The sequence below is a fragment of the Phytoamicus setariae genome (assembly GCF_016722925.1).
GTDB lineage: Bacteria > Pseudomonadota > Alphaproteobacteria > Rhizobiales > Rhizobiaceae > Rhizobium_E > Rhizobium_E setariae.
Window position 1 is genome coordinate 249,927 of record NZ_JAEQNC010000002.1, and the last position, 12,087, is coordinate 262,013.

Consider the following 12,087-nt stretch of genomic DNA (forward strand, 5'->3'; position numbering starts at 1 on the left):
TTATGATCGGCGCCTGATTTATTTTAATTTGTTGGAGCAGCCTTTCAATGATGCGGCAATACGAGCTCGTCGAGCGCGTTCAAAAGTACAAGCCAAACGTCAATGAAGCACTGCTGAACAAAGCCTATGTCTACGCCATGCAGAAACATGGCATGCAAAAGCGCGCCAGCGGCGACCCCTACATTTCTCACCCCCTCGAAGTCGCAGCAATCCTGACGGACATGCATCTGGACGAGTCGACCATAGCGGTCGCGCTCCTGCACGATACGATCGAGGACACCACCGCGACCCGTGACGAGATCGACCGGCTGTTCGGCGAGGATATCGGCCGGCTGGTGGAGGGACTGACGAAGATCAAGAAGCTTGATCTCGTTTCCCGCAAGGCCAAGCAGGCCGAAAACCTGCGCAAACTTTTGCTGGCGATCTCTGACGACGCCCGAGTGCTGCTGGTCAAGCTTGCCGACCGCCTGCACAACATGCGCACGCTCGACCACATGAGCGCGGAGAAGCGCGCGCGCATCTCCGAGGAGACGATGGACATCTATGCGCCGCTCGCCGGCCGCATGGGTATGCAGGATATGCGTGACGAACTGGAGGAGCTGTCCTTCCGCCATATCAATCCGGAAGCGCACCGGACGATTTCCAAGCGGCTTGAGGAATTATCCGAGCGCAACGCCGATCTGGTCCGCAAGATCGAGACCGAGCTGACCGAACTACTGGCCGCCAACGGGCTGGACAAGGCTGTTGTAAAAGGGCGGCAGAAAAAGGCCTACTCGGTCTTCCGCAAGATGCAGTCCAAGTCGCTTTCCTTCGAACAGCTTTCGGATGTCTACGGTTTCCGCGTGCTGGTCGACGAAGTGCCGCATTGCTACAAGGCGCTTGGCATCGTCCACACGCGCTGGCGCGTCGTGCCGGGCCGCTTCAAGGACTATATCTCCAATCCCAAGCAGAATGACTACCAGTCGCTGCACACGACTATCGTCGGGCCGGCGCGCCAGCGCATCGAGCTGCAGATCCGCACCCAGCGCATGCACGAAATCGCCGAATACGGTATTGCCGCCCATTCGCTCTACAAGGATGGGGCCAATCAGGAAACCAACGGCGCGACCACGAAGCAGTCCAACGCCTATTCATGGCTCCGTTTGACGATTGAATCGCTCGCCGAGGGCGATAACCCCGAGGAGTTCCTCGAACATACAAAGCTGGAACTATTCCAGGACCAGGTGTTCTGTTTCACCCCCAAGGGCAAGCTGATCGCGCTGCCACGTGGCGCCACGCCCATCGATTTTGCCTATGCCGTGCACACCAATGTCGGCGATACTTGCGTTGGCGCGAAGATCAACGGGCGGATCATGCCGTTGGTCACCCGCCTCAACAATGGTGACGAAGTCGAAATCATCCGTTCTGGCGTTCAGGTGCCGCCGGCGGCATGGGAAGAAATCGTCGTTACCGGCAAGGCCCGTTCGGCGATCCGGCGTGCGACCCGACTGGCGATCCGCAAGCAATATTCCGGGCTCGGACTGCGGATCCTCGAACGGACATTCGAGCGTGCAGGTAAAGTGTTTTCGCGCGACATCATGAAGCCGGCGCTTCACCGGCTGGGTCACAAGGAGGTCGAGGACGCGATTGCTGCCGTGGGGCGTGGCGAGATGTCCTCGCTCGATGTGCTGAAGGCCGTCTATCCTGATTATCAGGATGAGCGCGTGACCGTTCGCCAGTCCGTCGAGGAGGGCTGGTTCAACGTCCGCAGCGCCCACGGCATGATGTTCAGGATTCCTGAAGGGCAGAAATCGCGCATCACCGGCGAGGTCCTGCATGGGCTCGATGAACAAACACAGCCGTTCCGGGGGCTCAGCAGCGATATCGACGTGCATTTTGCACCGTCTGGCGCGGTTCCCGGTGATCGGATCGTCGGCATCCATGACGGCAAGCACGGGATTACCATCTATCCTATCCAGGCGCCGGCATTGCAGAAATTCGACGAAGAGCCGGAGCGTTGGATCGACATCCGCTGGGATCTCGACGAAGCCAATAAGTCTCGGTTCATGGCGCGCGTGCTGGTCAATGCCATCAACGAACCGGGCACGCTGGCCACGGTCGCGCAGGCGATTGGCACGGCAGATGTCAATATCCGCACGCTGTCCATGGTGCGCGTCGCTCCCGACTTCACCGAAATGGCATTCGACCTTGAAGTCTGGGACCTCAGGCAACTGAGCCACATCATCGCGCAGCTGAAGGATCTCAATTGCATCTCGACGGTGACGCGCGTTTTCGACTGAGTGCTCTCTGTTCTGACCGGAGTGGGGCAGATGCGCATTCTGCTCTCCAACCCGTCTGACGGCGAATACTCTTCCGCGCTCGGCCGTCATGAAATAGAGTTCGTCTGTCTTGTGAGCCGGCCCGGAGCCTCTTATGCGCCAATCCTTCCCGAATGCCCTTCGCGTTGCGTCGATATTGATGGCTTTTCCGGTTTCTGCCTTTGCCGACGGTGCGTCTGATGTCATCCGGATCTTTGGCCGAGACCCCGGCATCGAGGCTGCAAATGCATGTTTCGTCAGGCACTACACCAAGGCGCATCTTGCTGGTCATCCCGAGCAGAATGTCACTGACATGTTGGTCTATGTGAGTAAGCAGGAAGGCTCTGATCCCTACTACAGTCTCAGCATGCAGGTAAATTTCCGCCAACTCGAAAAGCCCTTTCAGGTTTCGGGGAGTTGCGGTGTCAACGCTGAGGGAAAGTCGGCGCTCGGTTGTGGCGTCGAATGCGATGGCGGACATCTCGGCGTTCGCGTGAAGAACGACATGTCGCTGCTGGTGGAGATACCGGAAAGCGTTCGCCTGTTCGACCCCGCCGAGACCGGCGATGAGACTGATGCGGAATTGCCCAATGCGGCCCGTTTCGGCTCCGACGACAAGCTCTTCCGCCTCGATCGCACGGCGCTCAAGGATTGCGCGGCGGTGATCTATGATGACGATCTCAAGGGCAGGGTTCTCAAGGGTGCAATCACGCATTGAATGACCGCATCGGCAAAGGAAACCGCCATGCTCTTTTCGCGACGCTCAATCTTCCTCCGTCTCTTGCCAGGTCTTGCCGGCGGCGCGGCTGTGTCTGCCTTGCCGGAGGCGGTAGGTGCGAATACTCCAGTCTACCCCGTGCAGAAAGTCGTCTACCACCTTTCCGAACCGACCCGCGTCAACTTCGTCATGGGCAATATCAAGAACCACATCGACGGCAAGGGCGGCCCGGAGAAGGTAAAGATCGTGCTGGTCATCCATGGGCCGGCCCTTGCTGCATTTCGCGCGTCGCGCGCCAGTCCGGATCTGCGGCGGCAAACAGAAATGCGAGCGGTGGATGGCGTATCCTTCGTTGCCTGCGGCAACACGTTGAAGGCACTAAAGCTTCAGACCGGCGACTTGCTGGGCAAATTCGATATCGCCGACGAGGGCGGTGTCGTCCGCATCGCCGACCTGCAACAGCAGGGTTATCTCTATATCAGACCTTAACGGGAGATTACCGTCTGACAGCGATTGCATTGGATGCATGGCGTTTGCCCAATTCTTTGGCTTGATATGACGAAAATGTGACCAATTTTCAAAGAGGTATGCCGTTGTTGCATGGCAGCACACTGGAAACGAAACTTGTGCATTGCAACAAAGAGCTTATCTTTGGATGTGAAGAGGGAGGGAACTCGGAAAGAAAGGAACTACAATGTTTGGTTATGTATCGAAGATTGCCCACAAGCTGCGCGGCCCGTCGATCGAAGAGCGCGAAATGGCCTACCTGAATGCCAGCGCCGACCGTGTCGACCTCGAATACCGTCAGCGTCAGATCGATCGCGGCATGTTCCGCCATCGCTCGCTCGGCCTGCTCTAAGTGTTCGGGCCAATATGGGGGCAGGTCCCCCGATGAAGAGGCTGGCGCCTGCGTGCCAGCCTTTATTTTTTGCACGGACACCTGTTCAGTACGCCGTTTCGGGTCTACATGCTTGCAATAGAGCAAGAGATCGGGAAACGTGGCATGATCGTCGGCATTGGTAGCGATCTCATCGACATCAGGCGCGTGGAAAAGACGCTCGAACGATTTGGCGAGCGCTTTGTGAACCGTTGCTTCACCGATATCGAGCGCAAGAAGTCCGATGGACGGAAAAACCGGGCCGCCTCCTATGCGAAGCGTTTCGCCGCGAAGGAAGCCTGCTCCAAGGCGCTGGGGACCGGATTGTCCATGGGGGTTGCCTGGCGGGAAATGGGTGTCGTGAACCTGCCGAGCGGCAAGCCGACGATGCAATTGACCGGAGGCGCCGAAAAACGGCTGATGTCTCTCATGCCGGCCGGCCATGCGCCTCTCATCCATGTGACCATCACAGATGATTTTCCGCTGGCCCAGGCATTTGTCATCATCGAGGCGTTGCCGGTGTGACGAAGCCGGTTGCCGTTGATGCCGGAAAAAGCTAGAGAGTCCTCCAAAATTGACGCAAGAGGTTTGAATGAGCGTGAGCGAACAGAAACAGCCAGAAGAAAAGAACGCCTTCTGGGAAACGATCGTCGTGCTTTTTCAGGCATTCCTGCTCGCAGCCGTCATTCGCACGGTCCTGCTTCAGCCCTTTACCATCCCTTCGGGCTCGATGGTCCCGACGCTGCTGATCGGGGACTATCTGCTGGTCAATAAATTCTCCTATGGCTACTCGCGCTATTCGTTGCCGGTCTACAATCCCGAGTGGTTCAAGGGCCGCATCATGGGCAGCGAACCCGGGCGCGGCGATGTCGTGGTATTCCGCCTGCCGAAAGACCCGTCGATCGACTACATCAAGCGCGTCATCGGTCTGCCCGGTGACAAGATCCAGATGATCGATGGCGTCCTTCACATCAACAACAAGCCGGTTCCGCGCGTGGCTGATGGCGAGTTCAATTCCAACGATTCCGATACCGCTGGTGTTGGTGTCCAGGTCAGCATCGACAAGTACGAGCACGTTCCGATGTATCGCGAAACGCTCGACTCCGGCGTCAGCTACGAAACGCTCGATCTTTATCCCAACAGCGAAGGCGACAACACCCAGGTGTTCACGGTGCCCGAAAAGCACTACTTCATGATGGGTGATAACCGCGACAACTCTTCCGACAGCCGCTTTAGCGTCGGCTATGTGCCGGAGGAAAACCTGGTGGGTCGCGCGAGCTTCATCATCTTCTCGCTCGGCAACGACACGCCGTTCCTGCATATCTGGAAATGGCCGGCGAACCTGCGTTACGAACGCTTCTTCAAGGGTATCAAATGAGCCGCAAATCGGCCCTGTCCGGCGAAGAGCGGGAGAGCCTCGAACGGCTGGTTGGATACGTCTTCGAAAACAAGGAGCGGCTCGACCGGGCCATAACCCATTCGAGTGCGCGCGTTTCCAAGGCTGGCAACTACGAACGGCTGGAGTTCCTGGGCGACCGCGTTCTCGGGCTTTGCATTGCCGAGTTGCTTTTCACCACCTATAGGCAAGCGGGCGAGGGCGAGCTTTCCGTTCGGCTGAACCAGTTGGTGTCAGCCGAGACCTGCGCCGACGTTGCCGACAGCATGGAGCTTCATCGCTTCATCAGAACCGGCGCCGATTTGAAAAAGATCACCGGACAGCGTATGAAGAATGTACGCGCCGATGTGGTCGAAAGCCTGATCGCCGCGATCTACCTTGACGGCGGACTGGAAGCCGCGCGTGGCTTCATCATCAGGCAGTGGACGGAGCGTGCGACTAGCCCTGAACCAATGCGCAGGGACGCCAAGACGGAATTGCAGGAGTGGACGCACCAGAAGTTCGGCTTTGCACCGACCTACCGCGTCGAAGACAGAAGCGGCCCTGACCATGCGCCGCAATTTACCGTCGTGGTCGAGATTGCGGGCATCGCGCCCGAAACTGGTATCGATCGGTCCAAGCGCGCGGCCGAACAGGTCGCCGCCCGAAAGATGCTGGAGCGCGAAGGCATCTGGACGCCTGAAACGTCCGAAAACTGATTGGATATGAGTATGAGTGAAAATGAAACAGTCGCGGCATTAGCCCCGACGCGGTCGGGCTTCGTGGCGCTGATCGGCGCGACGAATGCCGGCAAGTCGACGCTGGTCAACCGGCTTGTCGGAGCCAAGGTGTCCATCGTCTCGCACAAGGTGCAGACGACGCGTGCAATCATCCGCGGGATCGCCATCCATGACCGGGCGCAGATCGTCTTCATGGACACTCCGGGTATTTTCAAACCGCGCCGCAGGCTCGACCGCGCCATGGTCACCACGGCCTGGGGCGGCGCCAAGGACGCCGATGTCATCGCGTTTCTGATCGACAGCGAGCGTGGCCTGAAGGGCGATGCGGAAAAGATCCTCGAAGGCCTCAAGGAGGTCAAGCAACCGAAGATCCTGATCCTCAACAAGATCGATCAGGTCAAGCGCGAAGACCTTCTGGCGCTCGCACAGGCTGCCAACGAACAGGTAAACTTCGAAGCCACCTTCATGATCTCGGCGCTGAACGGTTCGGGCTGCGAAGACCTGATGAACTATCTGTCGGCGCTGCTGCCGGAAGGGCCGTGGTATTATCCGGAAGACCAGATTTCCGATCTGCCGATGCGCCAGCTGGCCGCGGAAATCACCCGCGAGAAACTGTTCCTGCGTCTTCACCAGGAACTGCCCTACGCCTCGCATGTCGAGACGGAAAAGTGGGAAGAGCGCAAGGACGGCTCCGTTCGCATCGAACAGGTCATCTATGTCGAACGCGACAGCCAGAAGAAGATCGCACTCGGCAAGAATGGCGATGCCATCAAGGCGATCTCCATGGCGGCGCGCAAGGAAATCTCCGAAATCCTCGAGCAGCCGGTGCACCTCTTCCTGTTCGTCAAGGTTCGCGAGAACTGGGGCGACGATCCCGAGCGCTTCCGCGAGATGGGTCTCGATTTCACACCCTGACAAACATACATGCCGGCGCTTGGGGGATCGTTTTCTGGAACAGTTCCCTTCGCTGCTCGCTGCAATCTCATTTGCTTGACAATCCGTCAACCTTTGACGGCATTGCGCTTGCCTGATCGCAAGGGCATCTTCCTGCCAAGACAAGGACAAGATCAAAGCAGGAAGACGCAGCATGCCGCAGCTCGTGAATGGACAATGGATCAAGGATGATGTCGCCGCGTCCGAAATGAAGAACGGCGCATTTCATCGTGAGCCCACAAAATTCCATAACTGGATTACGCAGGATGGCCGACCTGGCCCGGATGGGCAGCCGGGTCTGCCTGCCGAGGCGGGACGCTACCAGCTGTTCGTCTCCTATCTGTGCCCCTGGGCATCGCGGACGCTTGCCATGCGCAACCTCAAGGGGCTGCAGGATGTTATTCCGGTTTCGATCTCTGGCGCCATGATCGGCGACAACGGGTGGGAATACGAAATTCCGCAGGACGCCGGCAGCAAGGTGGAGAAAATCTCGTTCCAGCACCAGCTCTACACGGCAAGCGAGCCGCACTACACCGGCAAGGTCTCTGTACCTGTCCTCTGGGATCGCAAGGAAGGCCGGATCGTCAACAATGAATCGGCCGACATCATCCGGATCATGAACTCGGCCTTTGATGGCATTACAGGTAACACCCTCGATTTCTATCCGGAGCAACTGCGCCCGACGATCGATATCTGGAATGCGCTGATCTACGATGCCGTCAACAACGGCGTCTACAGGTCGGGTTTTGCCAAAACCCAGGACGCTTACGAGACTTCGGTCAGTGCCGTTTTTGACATGCTCGATAAGCTGGAAGGCCATCTGCAAAGCCATCGTTATATCGCCGGCGAATATCTCACGGAAGCCGATATCCGGTTGTTCGTGACCTTCATCCGTTTCGATTCCGCCTATTGCGGTGCGTTCAAATGCAATATCCGCATGCTGGAGGACTATCCCAACCTGTCAGCCTATACCCGAGAGATCTACCAGTGGCCGGGTATCTCAGAGACCGTGAAGATCGATCAGATCAAGCGCGGCTACTATTCCATTGCCCACATCAATCCGACGAAGATCGTGCCGAAGGGCCCGGAGATCGATTTTAACCGCCCGCATGATCGCGACAGGTTGGTGGGAAGGGGAGTGTTTGCAGGTTAACGACCTCTTCTCCTGAGCGGGGAGAAAGTGGCCGAAGGCCGGATGAGGGGCCTCACCACGTGTTGAAAGGTACCCCACATCGCCTCGCATTCGCTCGGCTCTTCTCCCCGCCGGGGAGAAGAGGGGGCTGCCGCGCCACTCGGCCCTTGATACGTTCTACGGTATGGACAGTGCCGGAAGCATCACTTCTTCTTCATCGCTTCCATCAACGCCGCCCCGAATGCGCCCTGGCTGGGTGCTTGCGGCTTCGGGCTCTGTTTGAACGCCGGCGCGGAATTGCGATTGCGGTCCTCACGCGGTTCGCGGGGGCCGGAGCTTTCCTTCTTCATCGACAGCGCGATGCGCTTGCGCTTGGCGTCGACCTCGACCACCCGTACCTTGACGATATCGCCGGCCTTGACGATCTCATGCGGGTCCTTGACGAACTTGTCGGCGAGCTCGGAGACGTGCACCAGCCCGTCCTGATGAACGCCGATATCGACAAACGCGCCGAAGGCAGCGACATTGGTCACCGTGCCCTCCAGCATCATGCCGGGCCTGAGGTCGCTGATTTCGTTGACGCCCTCGGCGAAGGTCGCCGTCTTGAATTCCGGACGCGGGTCGCGGCCCGGTTTTTCCAGTTCCGAGATGATGTCCTTGACGGTCGGCAGGCCGAACTTCTCGTCAATGAACTGACGCGGATCGATCCCCTTCAGCGCCGAACTGTCGCCCATCAGAGCGCGCAGGTCGCGGCCGCAGGCATTGATGATCTTGCGCGCCACACCATAGGCTTCGGGGTGGACGGAAGAGGCGTCGAGCGGCTCCTTGCCGTTCGAGATGCGCAGGAAGCCCGCGCACTGTTCGAACGTGCGCGCGCCAAGCCGTGGCACTTTCAACAGTTCCTGGCGGCTCTTGAAGGCGCCGTTCTCGTCGCGATAGGTGACGATCTGGGTCGCCAGCGTCGTGTTGAGGCCGGAGACGCGCGCCAGCAGCGGCGCCGATGCAGTATTGAGGTCGACGCCGACGGCATTCACCGCATCTTCCACCACGCCATCGAGCGACCGGCCGAGCTTGCCCTGGTCGACATCGTGCTGGTATTGCCCCACGCCGATCGATTTCGGCTCGATCTTGACGAGTTCGGCGAGCGGATCCTGCAGGCGCCGGGCGATGGACACCGCGCCGCGCAGCGATACGTCGAGCTGCGGAAATTCCTTGGCGGCGAGTTCGGAGGCCGAATAGACCGATGCGCCGGCTTCCGAGACGATCACCTTGACGGGCTTGGGTGCAGGCAGCTTCTCGATCAGGTCGGCGGCGAGCTTTTCGGTTTCACGGCTGGCGGTGCCATTGCCGATGGCGATCAGATCGACCTTGTGCTTGCGGATCAACGAGGCGATTTCCGCCTGTGCGCCGATCAGGTCGTTTCTCGGCTGGAAGGGATAGACGGTTGCCGTATCCAGCAGCTTGCCGGTCTGGTCGACCACAGCCACCTTGACGCCCGTGCGGATGCCGGGATCGAGCCCGATCGCCGTGCGCATGCCAGCCGGTGCGGCCAGCAGTAGATCCTTGAGGTTGCGGGCAAAAACCCGGATCGCTTCTTCCTCGGCGCGTTCCTTCATGTCGCGGATCAGTTCCAGCGACAGCGAGGAGTTGAGCTTGACGCGCCAGGCCCAGCCCGCGACATCCCTAAGCCACGTGTCGCCAGCACCGGACGTGCGGGTGTCGAGCGCCGCGGCCACGATGGTTTCGGCGGGCTTGACCGGCGACGGATCGTCGGCATCGGTTTCGATGGTGACGGAGAGCACCTCTTCGTTCCAGCCGCGCAGCATGGCCAGCGCGCGGTGGCCGGGCACCTTCGACCAGGATTCCTTGTGATCGAAATAGTCGGAGAATTTTTGCGCATTCTCCTTCTTTTCGTCGGCCACCTTGGCGACCAGCTGGGATCGTCCATGCATGTGGGTACGCAGCCGACCGAGCAGTTCGGCATTTTCGGACAGGTCTTCGGCGATGATATCGCGTGCGCCCTCGAGCGCGGCTTTCACGTCAGCGACCTCGTCCTTGACGAAGCCTTCGGCAAGCGTCTGGGGAGAGGCCTGCCGGTTGGCGAGGATGGCGTCCGAAAGACCCTGCAGCCCCCGCTCGCGGGCGATCTGGGCGCGGGTGCGGCGCTTGGGTTTGTAGGGCAGGTAGATGTCTTCAAGCACCGACTTGGTGTCGGCCTGAAGGATCTTGGCTTTCAGCTCGTCGGTCATCTTGCCCTGACCGACGATCGAATCGAGGATCGTGTCGCGCCGCGCTTCCATTTCACGCAGATAGACCAGCCGTTCGGAGAGATTGCGCAGCTGTGTGTCGTCGAGGCCGTCGGTGACTTCCTTGCGGTAGCGGGCGATGAAGGGGATGGTTGCACCTTCGTCGATCAGCCCGACGGCGGCGGTCACCTGCGCGGGCCGTGCGTTGATCTCGGCGGCGATGATGGCGGCTAGGCGGTTCATATCAGCGGGCATGGGCATCGTCTCATGTAATTTGGCTTGGCCGGAACATAGTCATCCCGGCTGAAAATGAAAGGGCAGGGGTGGAATTCCACAAGCCTCGTGGATTTGGGGCGGGTCGGTCTGCTGGTGATACGGATGCGCCATCGTCCATTGTGATGACATCGACTGTCTCGAAACATTCTGCCTTTTCTGCTTTACTGAACGAAGGATGCCTCGGCTTCCTCTGAATCCCAAACTGACACCTTGATCGGCCCGATAGAAGCATCGATCCGGGCTTGTTTGAAGCAATGGCCAACGTTCTCGCAGTGGGAGAATGGCATGCGCAAAGTGATTCATAAAAACGGAACGCCAGGAAACGATACTTTCTACGCAAGCACGAATGATGACTACTATTACTCCGGCAGGGCGGGGAGTGATATCATCGTCACCTTGGCGGGGAACGACAGGCTCAACGGCGACGCAGGGCAGGATCTCGTCGATGGCGGCCAGGGCAACGACATCATCCACGGTGGTGCGGGCTACGATGACTTGAGAGGCGAAGAGGGCAAGGACAGGCTATACGGAGACTCCGGAAACGATATCCTCTACGGCGGCATGGACCGGGATATACTCCGGGGAGGCGTGGGCAAGGACTCCTTCGTTTTCTTCACCAACAACCTGACCGGGCGCGGCAGCGATCTCGACATCGTCAAGGATTTTACCGTCAAGGGAAGAAATGCCGATTATCTCGGTATGGCGGTAGCCGGGACGGATGGCGTGATGATCACGACCTATGACGATCTCGTGCCCTACATGTCGCAACGCAACGGCGACGTCCATATTGCCTTCGACAGCGGCGACACGTTGATCATCGAAAACGTGCGCCTAAGACAGATCAACGAAGACCACTTCATTTTCTGAGCCGTGCCTAAAGCGCGTCGCGATCCTTGGGATTCGCTTGTCGCGCTTTAGCTCTTTGTTTTGGCGCATGTTTTAAGCGCAAAACCGCTGCACACTTTTGCGCAACATGCTTTAGAATTCCAGCTTGAAAGGTGCCTCGCCGACATAGTCGCTGCCGCGGCCGATCGCCTTGACCGCGTCGATCAGCCGCCCAGACCGACCGAGCATCGCATCGCCGATTTCCACCAGCCGTGTGTTCGGTGTCGCCTGGGGCGAGGCAGCGCGCAGCCGTCTTGCGAGTTCGTCATCGTCTATATCCGGCTCCACCGCGAGCGCGGCAATCAGCGCGGCGGCGGGTGAACGCGAAACGCCCATCCAGCAATGTATCAGCAATGGATTTGCCTGATCCCAGCCACGGACAAAATCGATGATGGACTGCACATGCGCTTCGGCTGGCGCGATCAGCCCATCCTTGCCGGCAAAGGCGATATCGTTGACCGTGACCGTCAGATGGCGGGTCGGGTCGATAATCCCGGGTCGGTGAAAGTCGTGCTTCTCGGCGATCAGGCTGATCATTTCGCGTGATTGATGGCGGCCGGCCATCTCGCCGATGGTTTTGAGTGGGGAAACGATGATGGTCGGCATTT

12 protein-coding genes are annotated in these 12,087 nt (G+C 59.0%); 10 read left to right on the forward strand and 2 right to left on the reverse strand.

Going from position 1 to position 12,087, the window contains the following annotated elements; all coding sequences use genetic code 11:
- Positions 1-47: 47 nt before the first annotated feature.
- The 9 genes from JJB09_RS03865 to JJB09_RS03905 all read left to right on the forward strand — a co-directional run bounded on the left by JJB09_RS03865 (position 48) and on the right by JJB09_RS03905 (position 8,093).
- Entirely contained in the window at positions 48-2,279 is a 2,232-nt protein-coding gene (locus tag JJB09_RS03865) for a RelA/SpoT family protein (protein WP_201653379.1), read from the forward strand.
- Between the two features lie 133 nt (positions 2,280-2,412).
- The gene (locus JJB09_RS03870; protein WP_201653382.1) at positions 2,413-3,015 is read left to right on the forward strand and encodes a hypothetical protein; all 603 of its coding nucleotides are present in this window, start codon (positions 2,413-2,415) and stop codon (positions 3,013-3,015) included.
- Positions 3,016-3,042: 27 nt separating this feature from the next.
- Positions 3,043-3,504: a DsrE family protein gene (locus tag JJB09_RS03875; protein WP_201653385.1), complete on the forward strand. Its 462-nt coding sequence runs from the start codon at positions 3,043-3,045 to the stop codon at positions 3,502-3,504.
- Between the two features lie 205 nt (positions 3,505-3,709).
- Complete coding sequence (locus tag JJB09_RS03880) at positions 3,710-3,874, forward strand: DUF3563 family protein (protein ID WP_201653388.1); 165 nt, start codon at positions 3,710-3,712, stop codon at positions 3,872-3,874.
- A 144-nt stretch (positions 3,875-4,018) separates the two neighbouring features.
- Entirely contained in the window at positions 4,019-4,417 is a 399-nt protein-coding gene (gene acpS, locus JJB09_RS03885) for a holo-ACP synthase (RefSeq protein ID WP_201653391.1), read from the forward strand.
- 67 nt (positions 4,418-4,484) lie between these two features.
- Positions 4,485-5,270 (forward strand): signal peptidase I, encoded by a 786-nt coding sequence (lepB, locus tag JJB09_RS03890; RefSeq protein WP_201653394.1) that lies wholly within the window; start codon positions 4,485-4,487, stop codon positions 5,268-5,270.
- Positions 5,267-5,986 (forward strand): ribonuclease III, encoded by a 720-nt coding sequence (gene rnc / locus JJB09_RS03895; protein WP_201653397.1) that lies wholly within the window; start codon positions 5,267-5,269, stop codon positions 5,984-5,986. Before lepB ends, rnc begins: the two co-directional genes overlap by 4 nt.
- Before the next feature lie 12 nt (positions 5,987-5,998).
- On the forward strand, positions 5,999-6,922 hold the full coding sequence (gene era, locus JJB09_RS03900; RefSeq protein ID WP_201653400.1) for a GTPase Era: 924 nt from the start codon (positions 5,999-6,001) through the stop codon (positions 6,920-6,922).
- Positions 6,923-7,094: 172 nt separating this feature from the next.
- Complete coding sequence (locus tag JJB09_RS03905) at positions 7,095-8,093, forward strand: glutathione S-transferase family protein (RefSeq protein WP_201653403.1); 999 nt, start codon at positions 7,095-7,097, stop codon at positions 8,091-8,093.
- A 182-nt stretch (positions 8,094-8,275) separates the two neighbouring features.
- Here JJB09_RS03905 and JJB09_RS03910 read toward each other — a convergent pair whose 3' ends face one another.
- The gene (locus JJB09_RS03910) at positions 8,276-10,573 is read right to left on the reverse strand and encodes a Tex family protein (RefSeq protein ID WP_201653406.1); all 2,298 of its coding nucleotides are present in this window, start codon (positions 10,571-10,573) and stop codon (positions 8,276-8,278) included.
- Positions 10,574-10,879: 306 nt separating this feature from the next.
- Here JJB09_RS03910 and JJB09_RS03915 point away from each other — a divergent pair, with 306 nt between their 5' ends.
- Positions 10,880-11,461 carry a calcium-binding protein gene (locus tag JJB09_RS03915; protein WP_201653409.1) on the forward strand — a complete coding sequence of 194 codons (582 nt, stop codon included), beginning with the start codon at positions 10,880-10,882 and terminating at the stop codon, positions 11,459-11,461.
- Positions 11,462-11,572: 111 nt separating this feature from the next.
- Here the strand turns inward: JJB09_RS03915 and JJB09_RS03920 are convergent, their stop codons facing one another.
- Positions 11,573-12,085, reverse strand: a complete 513-nt coding sequence (locus tag JJB09_RS03920) for a tyrosine phosphatase family protein (RefSeq protein ID WP_201653412.1) — start codon at positions 12,083-12,085, stop codon at positions 11,573-11,575.
- Between the last annotated feature and the right edge of the window lie 2 nt (positions 12,086-12,087).

Bases quoted from the DNA above. Each gene is read 5' to 3' on its own strand.
- JJB09_RS03865 (WP_201653379.1), top strand. From the start codon at position 48: ATGATGCGGCAATACGAGCTCGTCGAGCGCGTTCAAAAGTACAAGCCA.
- JJB09_RS03870 (WP_201653382.1), top strand. From the start codon at position 2,413: ATGCGCCAATCCTTCCCGAATGCCCTTCGCGTTGCGTCGATATTGATG.
- JJB09_RS03875 (WP_201653385.1), top strand. From the start codon at position 3,043: ATGCTCTTTTCGCGACGCTCAATCTTCCTCCGTCTCTTGCCAGGTCTT.
- JJB09_RS03880 (WP_201653388.1), top strand. From the start codon at position 3,710: ATGTTTGGTTATGTATCGAAGATTGCCCACAAGCTGCGCGGCCCGTCG.
- acpS (WP_201653391.1), top strand. From the start codon at position 4,019: ATGATCGTCGGCATTGGTAGCGATCTCATCGACATCAGGCGCGTGGAA.
- lepB (WP_201653394.1), top strand. From the start codon at position 4,485: ATGAGCGTGAGCGAACAGAAACAGCCAGAAGAAAAGAACGCCTTCTGG.
- rnc (WP_201653397.1), top strand. From the start codon at position 5,267: ATGAGCCGCAAATCGGCCCTGTCCGGCGAAGAGCGGGAGAGCCTCGAA.
- era (WP_201653400.1), top strand. From the start codon at position 5,999: ATGAGTGAAAATGAAACAGTCGCGGCATTAGCCCCGACGCGGTCGGGC.
- JJB09_RS03905 (WP_201653403.1), top strand. From the start codon at position 7,095: ATGCCGCAGCTCGTGAATGGACAATGGATCAAGGATGATGTCGCCGCG.
- JJB09_RS03910 (WP_201653406.1), bottom strand. From the start codon at position 10,573: ATGCCCGCTGATATGAACCGCCTAGCCGCCATCATCGCCGCCGAGATC.
- JJB09_RS03915 (WP_201653409.1), top strand. From the start codon at position 10,880: ATGCGCAAAGTGATTCATAAAAACGGAACGCCAGGAAACGATACTTTC.
- JJB09_RS03920 (WP_201653412.1), bottom strand. From the start codon at position 12,085: ATGCCGACCATCATCGTTTCCCCACTCAAAACCATCGGCGAGATGGCC.